The sequence below is a fragment of the Pseudomonas putida genome (assembly GCF_028682175.1).
Lineage (GTDB): Bacteria > Pseudomonadota > Gammaproteobacteria > Pseudomonadales > Pseudomonadaceae > Aquipseudomonas > Aquipseudomonas putida_AD.
This window is the reverse complement of sequence record NZ_JANHKS010000074.1, coordinates 1-19532: the sequence shown is the minus strand read 5'-3', so window position 1 is coordinate 19532 and position 19532 is coordinate 1. Positions and strand designations below refer to the sequence as shown.

The following is a 19532-nucleotide window of genomic DNA, read 5'->3' as shown; positions in this document are numbered from 1 at the left end:
GCCGTGCTGCTACGGTGGCAACTCGTAAATTTCACCCAACAAAACCGGCTTATATCGACCATCCGCCTGTCGCCGCTGTCGTTCGTCACGCCCGGCAGCTATAATCGGCCGCTTTCTTCTCTGCCAAGACCTCTGAGACCATGACTGAGTCCGTTCTTGACTACATGACCCGCCTGGGTCGCGCCGCCCGCGAAGCTTCGCGTGTGATCGGCCGCGCCAGTACCGCGCAGAAAAACCGCGCCCTGGCCGCCACCGCCGCGGCGCTGGACGCTGCCCGTGACGAGCTGGTCGCCGCCAACGAACAGGATCTGGCCGCCGGTCGCGCCAATGGTCTGGAAGCTGCTCTGCTGGAACGTCTGGCCCTGACCCCTGCGCGCATCGACAGCATGATCGCCGGTTTGCGTCAGGTCGCAGGTCTGCCGGACCCCATCGGCACCATCCGTGACATGAGTTTTCAGCCTTCGGGCATCCAGGTCGGCAAGATGCGCGTGCCGCTGGGCGTGGTCGGCATCATTTACGAGTCGCGTCCGAACGTGACGATCGACGCCGCGAGCCTGTGCCTGAAGTCCGGCAACGCCACCATCCTGCGTGGCGGCTCCGAGGCCATCAATTCCAATCGCGCCATTTCCGCCTGCATTCAGCGCGGTCTGGCCGAGGCCGGTTTGCCCGCTGCCGTGGTTCAGGTGGTGGAAACCACGGACCGCGCCGCCGTTGGCGCCCTGATCACCATGCCTGAATACGTGGACGTGATCGTCCCGCGCGGTGGCAAGGGCTTGATCGAGCGCGTCAGTCGTGAAGCCCGGGTGCCGGTCATCAAGCACCTGGATGGCATCTGCCACGTCTATGTCAGTGCCCACGCCGATCTGGCAGCGGCCCAGCGCATCGCGTTCAACGCCAAGACCTACCGCTACGGCATCTGCGGCGCCATGGAGACCCTGCTGGTGGATCAGGCCATTGCCGCCGATTTCCTCCCGCAGATGGCTGCCCAGTTCCGCGAGAAGGGCGTCGAGCTGCGCGGTTGCGAGCGCACCCGCGAGCTGATCGAGGCGATTGCGGCCACTGAAGACGACTGGCACACCGAGTACCTGGCGCCGATCCTGTCGATTCGCGTGGTGACCGGCCTGGACCAGGCCATCGAGCACATCAATCATTACGGCTCGCATCACAGCGACGCCATCATCTCCGAGCACCAGGGTCAGACGCGCCGCTTCATGGCCGAGGTCGATTCAAGCTCGGTGATGATCAACGCACCCACCTGTTTTGCCGACGGTTTCGAATACGGCCTTGGCGCGGAGATCGGCATTTCCACCGACAAGATCCACGCCCGAGGTCCGGTTGGCCTGGAAGGCCTGACCTGCGAGAAGTACCTGGTGGTCGGCGATGGCCGCCAATTGCGCGGGCAGGGGCCGGTCTGACTTGGCCGACCTTCGGCAGCCGACGGGCAAGAATACGAAAACAGTGGTCAAGTCTGCCGGGAAGAAAGCCTCGCGCACGCCGAAACGTATCGGCATGCTGGGCGGGACCTTCGACCCGGTGCACATCGGCCATTTGCGCGGCGCCCTGGAAGTCGCCGCGCTGCTTGAACTCGATGAGTTGCGCCTGACGCCCAGCGCCCGGCCACCTCATCGCGATATGCCAGGTGTATCTGCGCAGGACCGTCTGGCGATGGTTCGCAGCGCGGTGCAAGGCGTGTCGCCATTGACGGTGGACGACCGCGAATTGCTGCGGGACAAACCGTCTTACACCATCGACACGCTGGAATCGATGCGCGAAGAACTTGCCGTCGATGATCAGCTATTTTTACTGCTGGGTTGGGATGCCTTTTGTGGCCTGCCGACCTGGCATCGATGGGAAGAGTTACTGGAGCACTGCCATATCGTGGTGCTGCAACGCCCGGACGCCGACAGCGAGTCGCCTGACGCCATGCGCAACCTGCTGGCGGCGCGAGCGGTCAGCGATCCGAAGGCCCTCAAAGGCCCGGGCGGACACATTACATTCGTCTGGCAGACACCGCTTTCGGTGTCTGCCACCCAGATCCGTCAACTGCTGGCCAGCGGTAAGTCGGTACGTTTTCTGGTGCCAGACGCGGTACTGGCCTACATCGAGGCGCACGGACTGTACCGCGCGCCCAATTGAACTGAATGAGTTTTATATGACACAGCAAAAGATTTCCCTGTCCGGCGAAGAGCTGGTTGAACTGGCCAAGGCCGCCCTGGAAGACGTGAAGGCCCAGGACATCCAGGTCATCGACGTCAAGGACAAGCACAGCCTGACCGACTACATGGTGATCGCCACCGGTACCTCGAACCGTCAGATCAACGCGATGCTCGACAAGGTTCGCGAGAACGTCAAATCCCGTGGCGCACAGCCGCTGGGCGAAGAAGGCAAGGGCGAAAGCGACTGGGTCCTGCTGGACCTGGGCGACGTGATCGTGCACATGATGACCGCCGCAGCTCGCCAGTTCTATGACCTGGAGCGTCTGTGGATGGGCGCCGAGCAGAGCCGTGCCGCCAGCGGCGCGCACCACACGCCAGGCAACGAATAAGGGCTTGTCGTGCGTCTGCGCCTGATTGCCGTCGGTTCACGCATGCCCAAGTGGGTGGAAGAAGGTTGGCACGAATACGCCAAGCGTCTGCCATCGGAACTTGCCCTCGAACTGGTGGAGATTCCGCTCAATACCCGCGGCAAGAACGCCGACGTGGCCCGCCTGATCCGTCAGGAAGGTGAGGCCATGCTGGCGAAAGTGCAGCCGGGCGAGCGGATCGTCACCCTCGAGGTGCATGGCAAACCGTGGAGTACAGAGCAGCTGGCGGGCGAGCTTGACCGTTGGCGACTGGATTCGCGCACGGTCAACCTGATGGTCGGCGGCCCGGAAGGGCTGGCGCCGGAAGTCTGTGCCCGTGCCGAACAGCGCTGGTCGTTGTCGCCGCTGACGTTGCCGCACCCGCTGGTGCGCATCCTCATCGGCGAGCAGATTTATCGTGCCTGGACGGTGTTGTCCGGTCACCCTTATCACAAGTAGCGCCGCTGCCTTCACTGTGAACACGCCCTAAATGTCTCAGCCGATACGCCTGAAAGATCACGAAAAGGACGCACGCCTGGTGCGTAACCGTGTCGTGGTCGGCGCTGGCATCGTGATCGTGCTGATCTGCGTGTTGGTGGCGCGGCTGTATTTCCTGCAGGTCATCCAGTACGACTACCACTCGACCCTGTCTGAGAACAACCGGGTTCACGTGCAGCCGATTCCGCCGAGTCGCGGCCTGATCTACGACCGTAATGGCGTAGTGATAGCTGACAACCGGCCCAGTTTCAACCTGAGCATGACCCGCGAGCGTTCCGGCGGTGACTGGGCCAAGATCCTGGACACCATCGTCGAAGTGCTCGAACTGACGCCGGACGACCGGATCATCTTCGAAAAACGCATGAAGCAGGGGCGCCGGCCTTTCGAGCCGGTGCCAATCCTGTTCGAGCTGACCGAAGAACAGATCGCCCGGATTGCCGTCAACCAGTTCCGCCTGCCAGGCGTTGAAGTGGTCGCACAGTTGATTCGCCACTACCCGCAGGGCGCGCATTTCGCGCACTCGGTCGGGTATATGGGCCGGATCAACGAGAAAGAGCTGAAAACCCTCGATCCTGTGAACTACAGCGGCACCCACCACATGGGCAAGACCGGTATCGAGCGCTTCTACGAGCCTGACCTGCACGGCCAGGTGGGGTACGAAGAGGTCGAAACCAACGCTCGCGGGCGGGTGTTGCGCGTGCTCAAGCGCACAGATCCTGTGCCCGGCAAGGACATCGTCCTGAGCCTCGACATTCAGTTGCAGGAAGCCGCCGAGGTTGCGCTGGGCGGGCGCCGTGGCGCGGTTGTTGCGCTGGACCCGAGCACCGGCGAAGTGCTGGCGATGGTCAGCCAGCCAAGTTTCGACCCGAATCTGTTCGTGACAGGCATCAGCTTCAAGGCCTATTCCGAGCTGCGCGATTCGGTTGACCGCCCGCTGTTCAACCGCATCCTGCGCGGCCTGTACCCGCCGGGCTCGACCATCAAGCCGGCCGTGGCCATCGCCGGCCTGGACACTGGCGTCGTGACGGCAAGCACCCGGGTCTTCGACCCCGGCTACTACATGCTGCCCAACTACGATCACAAATACCGTAACTGGAACCGTACCGGTGACGGCTGGGTCGACCTGGACACCGCGATCATGCGCTCCAACGACACCTACTTCTATGATCTGGCGCACAAGGTCGGCATCGACCGGCTGTCTTCGTACCTGAACAAGTTCGGCATCGGCCAGAAAGTCTCGCTGGACATGTTCGAAGAATCCCCGGGGCTGATGCCATCGCGTGACTGGAAGCGCATCACCCGCCGTCAGGCGTGGTTCCCCGGCGAAACCCTGATCCTGGGGATCGGCCAGGGCTACATGCAGGCCACCCCGTTGCAACTGGCGCAGGCCACTGCGCTGGTGGCGAACAAGGGCAAGTGGAACCGCCCGCACCTGGCCAAGACCATCGAGGGTCAGAAGCCTGTGGATGCCAACCCGATGCCGGACATCGTCCTGCGCGACCCGTCCGACTGGGCCAAGGTCAACCATGGCATGCAGCAGGTGATGCACGGCGCGCGTGGTACGGCGCGCAAGGCGTCGGTCGGCGCCCAGTACCGCATCGCGGGCAAGAGTGGTACGGCGCAGGTCGTGGCCATCCGCCAGGGCGAGAAGTATGACCGCTCCAAGGTCCAGGAGCGCCACCGCGACCACGCCCTGTTCGTGGGCTTTGCCCCGGCGGACAACCCGAAAATCGTGGTGGCGGTGATGATCGAGAACGGCGAGTCCGGCTCCGGGGTCGCCGCGCCTGTGGTGCGCCAGGTCATGGATGCGTGGCTGCTGGGCCCGGATGGCCGCCTGAAACCCGAATACGCCAGCAATACACTGCCTCCGGAGACCGCGGCCCGTGAAGAGTAATTTCGACCGCATCCTCTCCAGCGAAGATGTGATGCGCCGTCGCGCCACCTTCCTGCAAAAAATCCATGTCGATGGCCCGTTGCTGATCCTGTTGCTGACGCTTGCCGCCGGCAGCCTGTTCGTCCTGTATTCGGCCAGCGGCAAGAGCTGGGACCTGCTGATCAAACAGGCCACCTCGTTCGGCATCGGTCTGGTTTCGATGTTTGTCATCGCTCAGCTTGAGCCGCGTTTCATGGCCCGCTGGGTGCCGGTGGCCTACGTCTTCGGCGTGCTGTTGCTGGTGGCGGTGGACGTCATGGGCCATAACGCCATGGGCGCGACGCGCTGGATCAACATTCCCGGGGTGATTCGCTTCCAGCCCTCGGAATTCATGAAGATCATCATGCCGGCGACCATCGCCTGGTACCTGTCAAAACGCACGCTGCCGCCGCATCTGAAGCACGTTGCGGTGAGCCTGGCGCTGATCGGCGTGCCGTTCATCCTGATCGTGCGCCAGCCTGACCTGGGGACTTCGCTGCTGATCCTGGCGTCGGGCACCTTCGTATTGTTCATGGCCGGCCTGCGCTGGCGCTGGATCATCGGCGTGCTTGCCGCTGCCGTGCCCGTGGCTGTGGCCATGTGGTTCTTCTTCATGCACGACTACCAGAAGCAGCGGATCCTGACCTTCCTCGACCCCGAGAGCGACCCGCTGGGCACCGGCTGGAACATCATCCAGTCCAAGGCGGCCATCGGTTCGGGCGGCGTCTTCGGCAAGGGCTGGCTGCTGGGCACCCAGTCGCACCTGGACTTCCTGCCGGAAAGCCACACCGACTTCATCATCGCGGTACTGGGCGAAGAGTTCGGCCTGGTGGGCATCTGTGCGCTGCTGCTGATCTATCTGCTGCTGATCGGTCGGGGCCTGGTGATTACCGCCCAGGCCCAGACGCTCTACGGCAAGCTCCTGGCGGGCAGCCTGACAATGACGTTTTTTGTGTATGTTTTCGTCAACATCGGTATGGTCAGCGGTTTGCTCCCGGTGGTAGGTGTGCCGTTGCCCTTCATTAGTTATGGCGGAACTTCGCTGGTGACGCTGCTGTCAGCGTTTGGGGTTTTGATGTCGATCCATACCCACCGCAAGTGGATCGCTCAGGTTTGATTAAGGTGAGAAACCGTTCAGGTTTTCCTAAGGTAAAGAATTCAATGCAGGTAGTGCGTGGCTGGGCTGCTCGATATGTGCCGCTGGTCGGTCTGATGGGCATCCTCGGGTCAGTGCAGGAGTCGCTTGCCGGCGACTATGAGGGTTCGCCCCAGGTCGCTCAGTTCGTCAGTGACATGACGCGCGACTACGGTTTCGCGGGTGAACAACTGATCGAAGTGTTTCGTGATGTGCAGCGCAAACAGTCGATTCTCGATGCCATTTCAAGGCCTGCCGAGAAGGTGAAGGCGTGGAAGGATTACCGCCCGATGTTCCTCACCGACGCCCGCGTCGCCCGTGGCGTGGACTTCTGGCGCCAGCATGAGGCAGTGCTTGCACGTGCTGAAAAAGAGTACGGCGTGCCTGCCCAGGTGATCGTGTCGATCATTGGCGTTGAAACATTTTTTGGTCGAAATACCGGAAATTACCGGGTAATCGATGCGTTATCGACGCTGGGTTTCGACTATCCTCCTCGTGCGGAATTCTTCCGCAAGGAGCTGCGAGAGTTCCTGCTGCTGGCCCGCGAAGAGCAGGTCGACCCCTTGACGCTCAAGGGATCGTACGCCGGCGCCATGGGGTTGCCGCAGTTCATGCCGAGCAGTTTTCGAGCTTATGCGGTGGATTTCGACGGCGACGGCCACATCAATATCTGGAACAACCCGGACGATGCCATCGGCAGCGTCGCCAGTTATTTCAAGCGCCATGGCTGGGTCGCGGGCGAAGGTGTCGTGAGCCGGGCGAGCGTCAGTGGCGACCGTGTCGACCAGGGTCTGAGCCCGGGCATCGAGCCTGTGAAGACCGTCGGGGAGTTGCGAGCCCTGGGCTGGGCGAGTCATGATGCGCTGCGCGATGATATGCCGGTCACGGCTTTTCGCCTCGAAGGCGACAATGGCCCTGAATACTGGATGGGTTTGAAGAATTTTTACGCAATCACGCGGTACAACCGCAGCGTGATGTACGCCATGGCCGTGCATCAGCTGTCTGAACTGCTTGTTCAAGCTCGGGGCGTCAAGTAATGCGGTCATTGCCGATGCAACAACCATTGAAACTGATGGCCTTCGCGGCGCTGGCACTGCTGGTCGTCAGCTGTTCCACCAGTCGACCGACCCAGCAAGGCAACATCATCCGCTCCCAGCCGGGGCTGGACATCAACCGTGCCCACAAGGACGGCGCGCCGTGGTGGGATGTCGATGTGTCGCGCATTCCCGACGCCGTGCCAACGCTGCACACCGGCGCCTACAAGGCCAACCCCTACACGGTGCTGGGCAAGACCTACTTCCCGCTGAGCGACTCGGCCAGCTACGTGCAGACCGGCACGGCCTCCTGGTACGGCACCAAGTTCCACGGCCAGAACACGGCCAACGGCGAGGTCTACGACCTGTACGGCATGAGCGCGGCGCACAAGACGCTGCCGCTGCCCAGCTACGTTCGCGTGACCAACCTGGACAACAACCGCACCGTGATCCTGCGGGTCAATGACCGTGGGCCGTTCTACTCGGACCGCATCATCGACCTGTCCTACGCGGCCGCCAAGAAGCTCGGCTATGCCGAGATCGGCACCGCGCGGGTCAAGGTTGAAGGCATCGACCCGGCCCAGTACTGGGCCCAGCGTGGCAAACCTGCGCCGTTGATGCTGGATCAGCCGCAAGTGGCGCTCAGCGGCCCGGCGGCACGTCCGCAACCGGCGGCGCCGGTGATTACCGCGTCGGCGGGCACCATCGAGCAATGGACGCCACCGCCGCAGCAGCATGCCGCGCCGGTATCGCCGGTTCCGATCGATGCAAAAAAAAACGCTTCCGGACCAGCGTCTGGGCTGTTTCTCCAGGTGGGAGCCTTCGCCAACCCGGACGCTGCGGAACTCCTGAGGTCCAAGCTGAGCGGGATGGTGCGGGCGCCGGTTTTCGTGAGCTCGATCGCACGCAACCAGCAGACGCTCTATCGCGTGCGGATGGGGCCGGTCGACACGCCGGGTGAAGCCGCGCAGCTGCAGAACAGTGTGAGATCGGCCAACCTGGGGTCGCCGAGCGTCGTCACTTCAGATCAGTAACAATTGGATCAGACTTGCCGCCAGAGCAAGGGTTGTCAGCCACATTTCACGGGCACATCTGTAGAATGTGGGCCCGTTTGCCGGGAAAGCCCGGCACCACCGCTTTGCCCGCAAGGGCATGTTTGCCCATTAGCATTTTCGAGAGACGGATGAACATCACCACCTTCGCAAAAAGACTTTGCCTGCTTATTCCACTGTTCACCGCGCCTGCCGTCTTCGCGGCAGAGCAGATGACGCCATCGCCACCGCAACTGGCTGCCAAGGCTTATGTGCTGATGGATGCCAACAGCGGCAACGTTCTGGTGGAGAACAACGGTGACCAGCGCCTGCCGCCGGCCAGCCTGACCAAACTGATGACGGCCTATATTGCGACTCTTGAAATCCGTCGCGGCCAGATCGGCGAAAACGACCCGGTGACCATCAGCGAAAACGCCTGGCGCACCGGTGGTTCGCGGATGTTCATCAAGGTCGGCAGCCAGGTGACTGTCAGCGACCTGCTGCACGGCATCATCATCCAGTCGGGCAACGACGCCAGCGTCGCGGTGTCCGAGCACATCGCCGGCAGCGAAGATGCGTTCGCCGACATGATGAACAAGACCGCTGGCGACCTGGGCATGGTCAACAGCCACTTCATGAACCCGACCGGCCTGCCGAACCCGGATCACTACTCCACCGCGCACGACATGGCGCTGCTGGCACGTGCGATCATCCACGAAGACCCGGCTCACTACGCGATCTACTCGCAGAAAGAGTTCTTCTGGAACGGCATCAAGCAACCGAACCGCAACCTGCTGCTGTGGCGTGACAAGACCGTCGACGGTCTGAAAACCGGCCACACCGAAGAAGCCGGCTACTGCATGGTGTCCTCGGCCGTTCGTGACGGCATGCGTCTGATTGCCGTGGTATTCGGTACCAACAGCGAGCAGGCCCGTGCTGCTGAAACCCAGAAGCTTTTGACCTACGGTTTCCGTTTCTTCGAAACCCAGACCTTCTACCAGAAGGGCACCGAACTGGCCCAGGCTGCCGTCTGGAAAGGCACCGAGCGTCAGGTCAAGGCCGGCCTGGCCGACGATCTGTCCATGACCATGCCTAAAGGCGAGATGAAGAAGCTCACCGCCAGCATGACCATCAATCCGAAGCTGGTTGCACCTATCGCCAAGGGCGACGTGATCGGCCAGGTTGAAGTGAAGCTGGAAGACAAGGTCGTGCGCACCGCTAATCTCATCGCGATGGACGGCGTTGAGGAAGGTGGTATCTTCCGCCGCCTGTGGGACAGCATTCGCATGTTCTTCTACAGTCTGTTCAACTGATCGTTACTGATCCCGGAAACGATCAGCGTTCCGTGTGCCCCTGCCGCTTTCGCGGTGGGGGCCTGTCCGTTTTCCGGCTTACGAGGCCGTTACTGCCATGACAGATACCGAAGTTAAAGCCCCAAAAATCGAATTCCCATGCGCCGATTATCCGATCAAGATCATTTGCGATACCGGAGCCGGCAATAAAGACAAAGCCATCGAGATCGTCGGCAAGCACGCGAAGATCAACGATGAACGCGTGGACGAACGCCAGAGCAGCAACGGCAAGTACACCACCGTGCAGCTGCACATCCTCGCCACCGACCAGGATCAGCTCTACAACATCAACAGCGAGCTGCGGGCCACAGGTTTCGTGCACATGGTGCTGTGATGGGCGAACGTCTGGGCTTTCGTGATCTCGGACTGATCGACTACGAGCCCGCCTGGCAAGCCATGCAGCGCTTCACCGACGGGCGCGATCGGCAAACCCCTGATGAAATCTGGCTGGTCCAGCACCCGCCGGTTTTCACCCAGGGGCAGTCCGGAAAGCCCGAGCATCTACTACTTCCGGGTGATATTCCGGTGGTACAGGTCGATCGCGGTGGCCAAGTGACTTATCATGGTCCCGGTCAACTGGTGGTTTACCTGTTGCTGGACGTGCGTCGCCTGGGTTTTGGCGTGCGCGAACTGGTCACCCGGATCGAAAACAGCCTGATCGATCTGCTGGCCAGCTACGGCGTCACGGCAGCTGCCAGACCCGAGGCACCGGGGGTCTACGTCGATGGGGCGAAGATCGCATCCCTGGGCCTTCGTATCCGTAACGGTTGTTCGTTCCATGGGCTGGCGTTGAACGTCGACATGGACCTGGAACCGTTCCAACGGATCAATCCCTGTGGGTACGCGGGGCTGGCCATGACCCAGCTGCGCGATCTGGCAGGGCCGATTGAATTTGCCGAGGTTAGTGCCCGGCTGCGTGCGCAGCTCGTCAGACACCTCGACTATGCTGAGCAGACGACCCTAGCGGGCGGAATCGATTGATATGACTACTGCGCATGAAGCGGCAGAGACAGCCGTGATTACAGAGACCCTGATCCCGACAGTGAACGTTGTAACGCCTGAGCGTGCAGCGCGTCCCAAAGTTGAAGCCGGCGTGAAGCTGCGCGGTGCGGAAAAAGTTGCTCGCATCCCGGTGAAGATCATCCCGACGGTCGAGCTGCCGAAAAAGCCCGACTGGATTCGCGTCCGCATCCCGGTTTCCCCGGAAGTCGACCGCATCAAGCAGCTGCTGCGCAAGCACAAGCTACACAGCGTCTGCGAAGAAGCGTCCTGCCCGAACCTGGGTGAGTGCTTCTCCGGCGGCACCGCGACCTTCATGATCATGGGTGACATCTGCACCCGTCGCTGCCCGTTCTGCGACGTGGGTCATGGCCGTCCTAAAGCCCTGGACGCGGACGAGCCGAAGAACCTGGCGGTTGCCATCGCCGACCTGAAACTCAAGTACGTCGTGATCACCTCCGTTGACCGTGATGACCTGCGTGACGGCGGTGCCCAGCACTTCGCCGACTGCATCCGCGAAATCCGTGCCCTGTCGCCGAATGTGCAACTGGAAACGCTGGTTCCGGACTACCGTGGCCGCATGGACATCGCGCTGGAAATCACCGCTGCCACGCCGCCGGATGTGTTCAACCACAACCTGGAAACCGTGCCGCGCCTGTACAAGGCTGCGCGTCCGGGCTCGGACTACCAGTGGTCGCTGACCCTGCTGCAACGCTTCAAGGAAATGGTCCCTCACGTTCCGACCAAGTCCGGCCTGATGCTGGGTCTGGGCGAGACCGATGAGGAAGTGATCGAAGTGATGCAGCGCATGCGCGAGCACAACATCGACATGCTGACCCTGGGCCAGTACCTGCAACCTTCCCGCAGCCACCTGCCGGTGCAGCGCTTCGTGCACCCGGACACCTTCGCCTGGTTCGCCGAGGAAGGCTACAAGATGGGCTTCAAGAACGTTGCGTCGGGCCCGCTGGTGCGTTCCTCGTACCACGCTGACGAACAGGCCAAGCTGACCAAGTCGTTGCTGACGGCGGGTTGATGGCTGGTCGGGTTCCCACGCAGAGCGTGGGAACGATAAAAAGGGCCGGATAGCGATATCCGGCCCTTTTTATTTGTGCGGTACTCCCTGTAGGAGCGCGCTTGCCCGCGACGAGGTGTGCCATTCAGTACATCAGTGTCTGAAATGACGCGGTCGCGGGCAAGCGCGCTCCTACAGTAGGTGCTTCAGGGCCTGCGCAGGTTATCCAGCAGCTCTTGCGTCGGGTAACCGTCCGCCGGCCAGCCAAACGACTGCTGCGCACTGCGAATGGCCTTGCGCGTGTTGGCGCCGATGATGCCGTCCGGGGCACCTGCGTCATACTGGCGGGCCGAGAGCAGGGTTTGCAGCTCGATGCGCTCGGAGCGGCTCAGGGGGCGGTCACCGCGTGGCCATTGGCCAATCACATAGCCGCCACCGGTGAAACGCTCGGACAACAGCCCGATGGCCAGTGCATAGGACGACGAGTTGTTGTACTTCAGGATCGCCCGGAAGTTATCCATCACCAGGAACGCAGGGCCTTTGTAGCCGGCTGGCAGCAACAGGGCCGCCTGCTGCTGCAACAGGTTGCCGGGCAGGGTCGAACCGTTCGGCAGCTTGAGACCCAGTTGTTGCCACTCGCCAATGCTCTTGCGGGTCGAGGCATCGGCCAGGGCATAGTCGAAACCCTGGCTCAATTGCACTTCGAACCCCCAGGGCTGGCCTTTCTGCCAGCCTGAGCTTTGCAGGTAGTGGGCAGTGGAGGCGAGGGCGTCGGCAGGCGAGTTCCAGATGTCGCGTCGGCCATCGCCGTCGAAGTCCACGGCATGGGTGTTGTAAGTGGTGGGGATGAACTGAGTCTGCCCCATCGCACCGGCCCACGAGCCCAGCATGCTTGGCGCGTCGATATCGCCGTGCTGGATGATCTGCAGCGCGGCGATCAGTTGATCCTGGGCAAACTGTGGCCGACGGCCTTCATAGGCCAGGGTCGCCAGCGAGCGGATCACCGACTGAGTGCCCTGGAACTGCCCGAAGCTGCTTTCCATGCCCCACACCGCGATCAGCGCCTGGCGGTCGACGCCGTAGCGTTGTTCGATGGCCGTCAGCACGTCGGCGTACTGAGCCAGCAACGCCTGGCCCTTGCGCACGCGCACGGCGGACATCGCGCCATCGAGGTACTCCCACACCGGGCGGGTGAACTCGGGCTGGCTGCGGTCAGCCTTGACCACGCTCATGTCCGGGGTCACGCCAGCGAAAGCCTTGTCGAACACATCCGGACGAATCCCGGCATTGAGGGCCTGGGCGCGGAACATGCTCTGCCACTCGCTGAAGCTCATGGCCGGCTGGATTTCGAAATTGCCATCATCTGGCTGCGCTACGGCGCCGGGAGGCGGCGGCGAGGCCTTGGCGACCTGCATGGGAGCGGTTTGAAGCGGAGTGGCGACGGCGGCAGTGGGCTGCTCCGCGCAGGCAACCAGCACGAGTGTGCTTGCGGCGGCGATCAGTTGGCGGACATGCCAACGACGGGGAAAGCTAAAGGGCATTCTGGGGTCCACAGGTATAAACCGTAAGGTGTAGACCTTAACATGCTGGCCCGGCCGACGGGGCGCCGGTCAGTAACCTTGCGTGTTTTTCAGGCCGCCATAACGGAAGAAGCCTCCCAGTTTTTCGACTGGAAGGCTTCGCGGCGGTAGCTGCCCTTGCCCTTGGCGGGTTGTTCCTGGCGGCTGCGGAACAGGGGCTGGGCGATGATGGACTTGGCCTTGTTCGGCCGCTTCTTGGCTTTGCTCATGGCATTTTCTCTCGCAGGTGTGGGTGAAGCGGCGGGGATGATCGGCCAGATTCGGGCGCAGGTCTAATTGATCTGTGCTATGAACCCAGCCGAATGGACACCGCTGACCCCCGTAGCAGTCCGGCTTGCCGGCGACAGCGTTCACAAGGGCGCCGTCGCCGGCAAGCCGTGCTGCTACGGATAGGTGGTGTTTGCGAAAGATTATTCCGACGGCAGCGCCAGCCGTTGCCCGGCCATGTGCAGCGACAGCAGGCTCAGGCTGTTCCACACCGAACCCTCGGCCTGGCCCTTGATCTGTGCATCGATGCGTTGGGCGTCCATCAGCAGTTGGGCCCAGCGCCGCGCCGAGTGGCGTTGCAAGGCCTTGCTCATCAACGGCTTGCGCTTGTCCCAGATGGGTGGTCGCGCCTGGCTGAACGCCTTGTCCAACGGCACGCCCTGGCTGTATTGCAACGCCAGGTTGGCGAGCACCCGCAGCTCCCGCGACAGCGCCCAGAGGATCACCGGAGGCTCGACGCCTTCGCCGCGCAGGCCTTCGAGCATGCGCAGGGCGTGGGAGGCTTCGCCATTGAGGATCGCGTCAGTCAGGCCGAAGACGTCGAAGCGCGCACTGTCGGCCACCGCAGCTTGCACGGTTTCCACAGTGATCTGCCCCTGTTCGGCCATCAGCTTGAGCTTTTCGATTTCCTGGGCGGCGGCCAGCAGGTTGCCTTCAACACGCGCGGCGATCAGCTCGACCGCATCGGGGCTGGCAGCCAGGCCGGCCTGGCCCAGGCGTTGACGAATCCACTGCGGCAACTGGCTGGCATCCACCGGCCAGATCTGCACGAACTGGGTTTGCGGGCCTTCGACCAGCGCCTTGCCCCACTTGGTTTTCTGTGCGGAACCGTCGAGCTTGGGCAGGCTGATGAGCAGCAGCGTGTCTTCGGCAGGGCGGGCGCAGTATTCCAGCAGGGCGGCGGCGCCTTTGTCTCCGGGCTTGCCTGAGGGCAGGCGCAGTTCCAGCAGGCGTCGTTCGGCGAACAGCGACATGCTCGCCCCGGCTTGCAGCAAGGTGCCCCAGTCGAAGTTTGAGTCGGCGCTGAACACCTGGCGTTCATCGAAACCCTGCTGGCGAGCCGCGGCACGGATGGCGTCGCAGGCTTCCTGGCATTGCAGCGGGTCATCGCCGCTGACGATGTACACAGGCGCGAGTGTGCCTTGCAGGTGTTTGGCGAGTTGGGCGGGGGCGAGTTTCATGATTCGGAAAAGGTTGGGGCCGGCGAACCGGCCCCAGTGCCATCACTTGGACGGGATTTCGATAGGCGACTGCTGAGGCGTCTCGTCGCGAACGCGCTGGGCGGCCGCTTCGGCATCGGCCCGTGCACGGGCCGCGGCGTCAGCCTTGGCTTGCAGCTCGTCCAGACGCTGCGGCGTCAGCAGTTGCAGGCGTGCCATCATCTTCTGCACCAGGTCGCTGCGCATTTCCTTGCGGATCTGCTCGGCTTCCTGATCCGAACCGATCAGGTTGTTGCCGTCGTGAACGAAGACCTTGGTGGTCTGAACGTTGTCATCGAGCAGCGGAACGCCCTTGATGCCCTGGACTTCGTACTTGAGCACGGTGGTCAGCTCATATTCAGCCGAACGACCGGAACCTGCGTAGCTCGCGGTGCGCTGGGTTTCGTCTTCGCGGGCCAGGAACAGTTTGTACTGGGCGCCGGTGTAGACGTGCACGCCGCTGTTGGTCAGTGTCTGACGCAGTTGGGTGACCACGTCGCCGTAGGCGTCACGGGCGCTCAGGTCCAGCTCCTTGATCGACAGGGCGTTGGTGCCGGTGCCGCGCAGCTGGAAACCACAGGCGCTCAGCAGCACGGCGAGGCCCATTACCAGCAGATTGCGTTTGATCATCTTGTTGCTCCCCTTGAATCCGTTTGAACCCGAAAGTGCGGGCTCTGCAAGTGTGTTCGGCGCCAGAATCGTTCTGGCGCCCGATCCAATCAGCTGGCGACGATGTTCACCAGTTTGCCGGGTACCACGATCACTTTGCGGATCGTCAGGCCGTCGATGAAGCGCAGGACATTTTCGTTGGTCCGTGCAGCAGCTTCGACTTCCTCGCGGCTGGCGCTGGCCGGCATTTCGATCTGCCCGCGCAGCTTGCCGTTGACCTGGACGACCAGCGTCAGGCTGTCCTGCACCAGAGCGCTTTCATCCTGTACCGGCCAGGTCGCGTCGATCACGGCACCGGTGTGGCCCAGTCGGCCCCACAGCTCATGGCTGATGTGTGGAGTGATCGGTGCCAGCAGCAGGGTGACGGTTTCCAGACCTTCGTGAACCAGCGCGCGATCCTGTTCGGTGTCCTGGGCTGCTTTTTCCAGCACGTTCATCAGCGTCATGACCTGAGCGATGGCGGTGTTGAATTTGTGATTCTGGCCGACGTCGTGGCCGGCCTGCTTGATGGCCAGGTGGATCGAACGGCGAACGGCTTTCTGCTCGTCAGTCAGGCTGGAAATGTCGAGCTTGCCCGGCAGCCCCTGAGCTACGTGGGCCTGAGCCAGACGCCAGACGCGCTTGAGGAAGCGGTGCGAGCCTTCGACGCCGGAGTCGGACCATTCGGCGCTCATGTCAGGCGGCGATGCGAACATCATGAACAGTCGGCAGGTGTCCGCGCCGAACTGATCGATCATCGACTGTGGGTCGACGCCGTTGTTCTTCGACTTGGCCATCTTCTCGGTGCCGCCGATTTCCACCGGCAGACCGTCGGCGATCAGTTTGGCGCTGATGACCTTGGCCTTGCTGTCGCGCTCGAGTTCGACGTCCGCCGGGTTGAACCAGGTGTAGGCACCGTTGGCTTCGCGGCGATAGTAGGTCTCGGCGATCACCATGCCCTGGGTCAGCAGGTTCTTGAATGGCTCGTTGGAGCTCACCAGGCCTTCGTCGCGCATCAGCTTGTGGAAGAAGCGCGCGTAGAGCAGGTGGAGGATCGCGTGCTCAATGCCGCCGATGTATTGATCGACCGGCAGCCAGTGGTCAGCCGCGGATTTTTCCACCAGGCCACCCTCGAAGTGCGGCGAGGCGTAGCGAGCGTAGTACCAGGACGACTCGACGAAGGTGTCCATGGTGTCGGTTTCACGCTTGGCAGGCTGGCCGCATTTCGGGCAGTTGCACTCGTAGAACTCAGGCATGCGCGCCAGTGGCGAACCGGCGCCGTCCGGCACCACGTCTTCAGGCAGCACGACGGGCAGTTGATCTTCCGGCACTGGCACATCGCCGCATGCCTGGCAGTGAATGATCGGGATCGGGCAGCCCCAGTAACGCTGACGGCTGATGCCCCAGTCACGCAGGCGGAACTGAGTGCGCGACTTGCCCAGTTCTTTCTTGATCAGCGCGACTTCGATGGCGTCGAACGCGCCGGAGAAGTCCAGGCCGTTGAACTCGCCGGAGTTGATCAGTTCGCCGTGCTCGCCATACGCTTCCTGCCATGGGGCAGGGGACTCGTCGCCGGCGCTGGTGCGCACCACCGACTTGATCGGCAGGTTGTACTTGTTGGCGAACTCGAAATCACGTTCGTCGTGGGCCGGTACTGCCATCACAGCGCCATCGCCGTAGTGCATCAGTACATAGTTGGCGACCCACACCGGCAGTTTTTCGCCGGTCAGAGGGTGCTCGACGAACAGCGAGGTTGGCAGGCCTTTCTTTTCCTGGGTGGCGACGTCGGCTTCGGCGACGCTGCCGCTCTTGCATTCGTTGATGAAGGCTTGCAGCTCAGGATCGTTCTGCGCCGCCAGGGTCGCCAGCGGGTGCTCGGCGGCCACGGCCACGTAGGTGGCGCCCATCAGGGTGTCAGGACGGGTCGTGAAGACTTTCAGCGCGCCGGCTTCGCCGATCGAGGCCTGATCGTACGGGAACTGCACTTCCATGCCGCGGGACTTGCCGATCCAGTTGCGCTGCATGGTCTTGACCTGTTCAGGCCAGCCCGGCAGGTCATCCAGACTCTCCAGCAGCTCATCGGCGTAGGCCGTGATCTTGAAGTAGTACATCGGGATTTCGCGTTTCTCGATCACTGCGCCCGAACGCCAGCCGCGGCCATCGATGACCTGCTCGTTGGCCAGAACGGTCTGGTCGACCGGGTCCCAGTTGACGGTGCCGTTCTTGCGGTAGATCACGCCTTTTTCGAACAGGCGAGTGAACAGCCATTGTTCCCAGCGGTAGTAATCCGGCTTGCAGGTCGTGACCTCACGGGACCAGTCCACCGCCAGGCCCAGGCTGCGAAGTTGGGTCTTCATGTAGGCGATGTTTTCGTAGGTCCACTTGGCCGGGGCCACGTTGTTCTTCATCGCGGCGTTTTCCGCCGGCATGCCGAAGGCGTCCCAACCCATGGGTTGCAGGACGTTCTTGCCGAGCATGCGCTGGTAGCGGGAGATCACGTCGCCGATGGTGTAGTTGCGCACGTGCCCCATGTGTAGCTTGCCGCTCGGGTAAGGGAACATCGACAGGCAGTAGTAGGTTTCCTTGCCTGGCTGTTCACTGACTTCAAAGGACTTTTGCTCTTCCCAGAAGGTCTGGGCGGCGGCTTCGATTTCGCGGGGCTGATAGAGTTCGTGCATGGCTACTTTTGACTTGAGATTGGTGACCCTTGACCTCTTCGCTGCGTTCCCGGAACGGGTGGGCGTTACCTGCCTCAAGGGGCATCGGCTGACGCGCGGTGTTCGTGTTCCGGTGAGCGGAAGTGGAATTACAGGAAGCGCCGTAGCATACATGAGCGCCGACTGCCTAGGGAAACCCTGATTTGCCCCGATGGCCCGCGCGCCGCCGTTGGTCGCGGCATCGCGCCGGTTTTTACAGTGCCGCTAAGCTCATTTACGAGGGTATGTGTTTATCTTCAGTGAGGTGAGCGGATGGGAGAGTTGCGGCACCAAGTAGAGAAACCTGATCTGTATGACCGTTTGATCGATCGTCTGGGGCTGGCCTTGGACATGGCGAAAACAGCAGTCCGGCTTCGCAATGAATACCCCGCTGAACTGGAGTTGCGTGGTTTGAGCCATGCCGAATTCCAGCTGATCGAGGCTTATCTGGATGTTGCACATCCGGACAAGAGAGAAGCCGTCGCAAAAGGGGAAGCATCGAACCTGAAGAAGGGAAGTTCAAGCGCGTCACGTGAGCCGTCCGAACCGGTCCGCGCCCCGCGCACATCAGCCAATGTCATCTGGCTGAAGGATCAGCGTCGCGCCAAGGTGTCGTCGAAGTTGAGTCGTTACAGTTCCAGCAAACATTTCAAGCGTTAACCTTCGCGGGTTTCAATCCCGCCTGATTAAGCATTGTTGCTTAGCGTCAATCCTTTTAGGCTTCGGGCATCTTTCTGGAGATGCCCGATGCCTTTTCGTTACTTCCTCAAAAACCTCTTGTTGCCCCCGGGCATATTCCTGCTGTTTATCCTGTTTGCCTGGTGGTTGAGAAAGTCCAGGCCGCTAGTTGCGCGAGTGCTGTTTGTGGTCGGATTGGGCGGCATGTGGGCCATGAGTTTGCCGATCGTGGTCGAGTGGTCGGGCAAGGGCATCGAGACAATTCCCCCCATGCCCCAGAGCGACTGGGCGACCCTGGCGCAACGGGCCGATGCCATCGTGGTGCTGGGCTCGGGGCGCGAGCGCAATGATCCGAGTTGGGGTGGCGACATTCCTACCGGCACCGCCCTTGAGCGGATGCGCTATGCGGCGCGGATGGCCAAGGCTTCGGGATTGCCGATTCTGGTCACCGGTGGCCTGCACTACGGTGAGCCGCCCAGCGAGGCGGCGATCATGGCCGATTCGCTGCGCGATGACTTCGGCGTGACCGTGCGCTGGCAGGAAGGCGAGAGCCGCACGACTTGGGAGAACGCCACGATGTCCGCTGCCATGCTGTTGCCTCAGGGTATCAAGCGGGTGGTCGTGGTGACTCAGGCCTGGCATATGCCGCGTTCGGTGTGGAGCTTCGAGAAGGCCGGTTTCAGCGTGGTGCCTGCGCCTGTGGGGTATCTGGGCAAGGACAATGCCCGCCCGTTTGGCGGCTGGTCGCCGGAGGCCAGGGCGGTGTGGCAGAACGGGCAGTTGCTCAACGAAGCGGCGGGGCTGGTGGGGTATAAATTGTTCTACCGGTGATGCAAAACCTGTAGGAGTGAGCTTGCTCGCGATAGCGTTGAGTCAGACGCCTTGTAGGTGGCTGAAAAAACGCATCGCGAGCAAGCTCACTCCTACA

The 19532-nt window shown here is 62.1% G+C and carries 19 protein-coding genes; 14 read left to right on the top strand and 5 right to left on the bottom strand.

The window, feature by feature from the left end; all coding sequences use genetic code 11:
- Window positions 1-140 precede the first annotated feature (140 nt).
- The 12 genes from NPS29_RS27340 to lipA all read left to right on the top strand — a co-directional run bounded on the left by NPS29_RS27340 (window position 141) and on the right by lipA (window position 11557).
- Window positions 141-1415: a glutamate-5-semialdehyde dehydrogenase gene (locus NPS29_RS27340; RefSeq protein ID WP_274136563.1), complete on the top strand. Its 1275-nt coding sequence runs from the start codon at window positions 141-143 to the stop codon at window positions 1413-1415.
- Window positions 1381-2136, top strand: coding sequence for a nicotinate-nucleotide adenylyltransferase (gene nadD, locus NPS29_RS27335; protein WP_274136562.1), 756 nt, complete (start codon window positions 1381-1383; stop codon window positions 2134-2136). Before NPS29_RS27340 ends, nadD begins: the two co-directional genes overlap by 35 nt.
- Window positions 2137-2152: 16 nt before the next feature.
- The gene (rsfS, locus tag NPS29_RS27330; RefSeq protein WP_274136561.1) at window positions 2153-2545 is read left to right on the top strand and encodes a ribosome silencing factor; all 393 of its coding nucleotides are present in this window, start codon (window positions 2153-2155) and stop codon (window positions 2543-2545) included.
- 9 nt (window positions 2546-2554) lie between these two features.
- Window positions 2555-3022 (top strand): 23S rRNA (pseudouridine(1915)-N(3))-methyltransferase RlmH, encoded by a 468-nt coding sequence (gene rlmH / locus NPS29_RS27325; protein ID WP_037017961.1) that lies wholly within the window; start codon window positions 2555-2557, stop codon window positions 3020-3022.
- A 31-nt stretch (window positions 3023-3053) separates the two neighbouring features.
- Window positions 3054-4955 (top strand): penicillin-binding protein 2, encoded by a 1902-nt coding sequence (gene mrdA / locus NPS29_RS27320; protein ID WP_274136559.1) that lies wholly within the window; start codon window positions 3054-3056, stop codon window positions 4953-4955.
- Between the two features lie 31 nt (window positions 4956-4986).
- Entirely contained in the window at window positions 4987-6090 is a 1104-nt protein-coding gene (rodA, locus tag NPS29_RS27315; RefSeq protein WP_274136565.1) for a rod shape-determining protein RodA, read from the top strand.
- Between the two features lie 44 nt (window positions 6091-6134).
- A complete protein-coding gene (mltB, locus tag NPS29_RS27310) occupies window positions 6135-7145 on the top strand; it encodes a lytic murein transglycosylase B (RefSeq protein ID WP_274136564.1) in 1011 nt (336 codons plus the stop codon).
- Complete coding sequence (locus NPS29_RS27305; RefSeq protein ID WP_274136557.1) at window positions 7145-8176, top strand: septal ring lytic transglycosylase RlpA family protein; 1032 nt, start codon at window positions 7145-7147, stop codon at window positions 8174-8176. Before mltB ends, NPS29_RS27305 begins: the two co-directional genes overlap by 1 nt.
- A gap of 149 nt (window positions 8177-8325) precedes the next feature.
- Window positions 8326-9486 carry a D-alanyl-D-alanine carboxypeptidase family protein gene (locus tag NPS29_RS27300; RefSeq protein WP_274136555.1) on the top strand — a complete coding sequence of 387 codons (1161 nt, stop codon included), beginning with the start codon at window positions 8326-8328 and terminating at the stop codon, window positions 9484-9486.
- Window positions 9487-9583: 97 nt separating this feature from the next.
- The gene (locus NPS29_RS27295) at window positions 9584-9859 is read left to right on the top strand and encodes a DUF493 domain-containing protein (RefSeq protein ID WP_274136553.1); all 276 of its coding nucleotides are present in this window, start codon (window positions 9584-9586) and stop codon (window positions 9857-9859) included.
- The gene (gene lipB / locus NPS29_RS27290; protein WP_274136551.1) at window positions 9859-10506 is read left to right on the top strand and encodes a lipoyl(octanoyl) transferase LipB; all 648 of its coding nucleotides are present in this window, start codon (window positions 9859-9861) and stop codon (window positions 10504-10506) included. Before NPS29_RS27295 ends, lipB begins: the two co-directional genes overlap by 1 nt.
- Before the next feature lies 1 nt (window position 10507).
- Window positions 10508-11557 carry a lipoyl synthase gene (gene lipA / locus NPS29_RS27285; protein WP_274136550.1) on the top strand — a complete coding sequence of 350 codons (1050 nt, stop codon included), beginning with the start codon at window positions 10508-10510 and terminating at the stop codon, window positions 11555-11557.
- A 185-nt stretch (window positions 11558-11742) separates the two neighbouring features.
- Here the strand turns inward: lipA and NPS29_RS27280 are convergent, their stop codons facing one another.
- The 5 genes from NPS29_RS27280 to leuS all read right to left on the bottom strand — a co-directional run bounded on the left by NPS29_RS27280 (window position 11743) and on the right by leuS (window position 17908).
- Window positions 11743-13077 (bottom strand): lytic murein transglycosylase, encoded by a 1335-nt coding sequence (locus NPS29_RS27280; protein WP_274136549.1) that lies wholly within the window; start codon window positions 13075-13077, stop codon window positions 11743-11745.
- Window positions 13078-13166: 89 nt separating this feature from the next.
- Entirely contained in the window at window positions 13167-13325 is a 159-nt protein-coding gene (arfA, locus tag NPS29_RS27275; RefSeq protein WP_274136547.1) for an alternative ribosome rescue factor ArfA, read from the bottom strand.
- A gap of 201 nt (window positions 13326-13526) precedes the next feature.
- Window positions 13527-14564 carry a DNA polymerase III subunit delta gene (gene holA / locus NPS29_RS27270; protein ID WP_274136545.1) on the bottom strand — a complete coding sequence of 346 codons (1038 nt, stop codon included), beginning with the start codon at window positions 14562-14564 and terminating at the stop codon, window positions 13527-13529.
- Between the two features lie 42 nt (window positions 14565-14606).
- The gene (lptE, locus tag NPS29_RS27265) at window positions 14607-15212 is read right to left on the bottom strand and encodes an LPS assembly lipoprotein LptE (protein WP_274136543.1); all 606 of its coding nucleotides are present in this window, start codon (window positions 15210-15212) and stop codon (window positions 14607-14609) included.
- Window positions 15213-15301: 89 nt separating this feature from the next.
- Window positions 15302-17908: a leucine--tRNA ligase gene (gene leuS, locus NPS29_RS27260; RefSeq protein WP_274136541.1), complete on the bottom strand. Its 2607-nt coding sequence runs from the start codon at window positions 17906-17908 to the stop codon at window positions 15302-15304.
- A 291-nt stretch (window positions 17909-18199) separates the two neighbouring features.
- Between leuS and NPS29_RS27255 the strand changes: the two genes are divergently transcribed.
- Together NPS29_RS27255 and NPS29_RS27250 are read left to right on the top strand one after the other, a co-directional pair.
- Complete coding sequence (locus tag NPS29_RS27255; RefSeq protein WP_274136539.1) at window positions 18200-18586, top strand: hypothetical protein; 387 nt, start codon at window positions 18200-18202, stop codon at window positions 18584-18586.
- Between the two features lie 87 nt (window positions 18587-18673).
- A complete protein-coding gene (locus NPS29_RS27250; RefSeq protein ID WP_274136537.1) occupies window positions 18674-19435 on the top strand; it encodes a YdcF family protein in 762 nt (253 codons plus the stop codon).
- The last annotated feature ends 97 nt before the right edge of the window (window positions 19436-19532 follow it).

Excerpts from the sequence above, each read along its gene's own strand:
- NPS29_RS27340 (WP_274136563.1), top strand. The coding sequence starts at position 141 with ATGACTGAGTCCGTTCTTGACTACATGACCCGCCTGGGTCGCGCCGCC.
- nadD (WP_274136562.1), top strand. The coding sequence starts at position 1,381 with ATGGCCGCCAATTGCGCGGGCAGGGGCCGGTCTGACTTGGCCGACCTT.
- rsfS (WP_274136561.1), top strand. The coding sequence starts at position 2,153 with ATGACACAGCAAAAGATTTCCCTGTCCGGCGAAGAGCTGGTTGAACTG.
- mrdA (WP_274136559.1), top strand. The coding sequence starts at position 3,054 with ATGTCTCAGCCGATACGCCTGAAAGATCACGAAAAGGACGCACGCCTG.
- rodA (WP_274136565.1), top strand. The coding sequence starts at position 4,987 with ATGCGCCGTCGCGCCACCTTCCTGCAAAAAATCCATGTCGATGGCCCG.
- mltB (WP_274136564.1), top strand. The coding sequence starts at position 6,135 with ATGCAGGTAGTGCGTGGCTGGGCTGCTCGATATGTGCCGCTGGTCGGT.
- NPS29_RS27305 (WP_274136557.1), top strand. The coding sequence starts at position 7,145 with ATGCGGTCATTGCCGATGCAACAACCATTGAAACTGATGGCCTTCGCG.
- NPS29_RS27300 (WP_274136555.1), top strand. The coding sequence starts at position 8,326 with ATGAACATCACCACCTTCGCAAAAAGACTTTGCCTGCTTATTCCACTG.
- NPS29_RS27295 (WP_274136553.1), top strand. The coding sequence starts at position 9,584 with ATGACAGATACCGAAGTTAAAGCCCCAAAAATCGAATTCCCATGCGCC.
- lipB (WP_274136551.1), top strand. The coding sequence starts at position 9,859 with ATGGGCGAACGTCTGGGCTTTCGTGATCTCGGACTGATCGACTACGAG.
- lipA (WP_274136550.1), top strand. The coding sequence starts at position 10,508 with ATGACTACTGCGCATGAAGCGGCAGAGACAGCCGTGATTACAGAGACC.
- NPS29_RS27280 (WP_274136549.1), bottom strand. The coding sequence starts at position 13,077 with ATGCCCTTTAGCTTTCCCCGTCGTTGGCATGTCCGCCAACTGATCGCC.
- arfA (WP_274136547.1), bottom strand. The coding sequence starts at position 13,325 with ATGAGCAAAGCCAAGAAGCGGCCGAACAAGGCCAAGTCCATCATCGCC.
- holA (WP_274136545.1), bottom strand. The coding sequence starts at position 14,564 with ATGAAACTCGCCCCCGCCCAACTCGCCAAACACCTGCAAGGCACACTC.
- lptE (WP_274136543.1), bottom strand. The coding sequence starts at position 15,212 with ATGATCAAACGCAATCTGCTGGTAATGGGCCTCGCCGTGCTGCTGAGC.
- leuS (WP_274136541.1), bottom strand. The coding sequence starts at position 17,908 with ATGCACGAACTCTATCAGCCCCGCGAAATCGAAGCCGCCGCCCAGACC.
- NPS29_RS27255 (WP_274136539.1), top strand. The coding sequence starts at position 18,200 with ATGGGAGAGTTGCGGCACCAAGTAGAGAAACCTGATCTGTATGACCGT.
- NPS29_RS27250 (WP_274136537.1), top strand. The coding sequence starts at position 18,674 with ATGCCTTTTCGTTACTTCCTCAAAAACCTCTTGTTGCCCCCGGGCATA.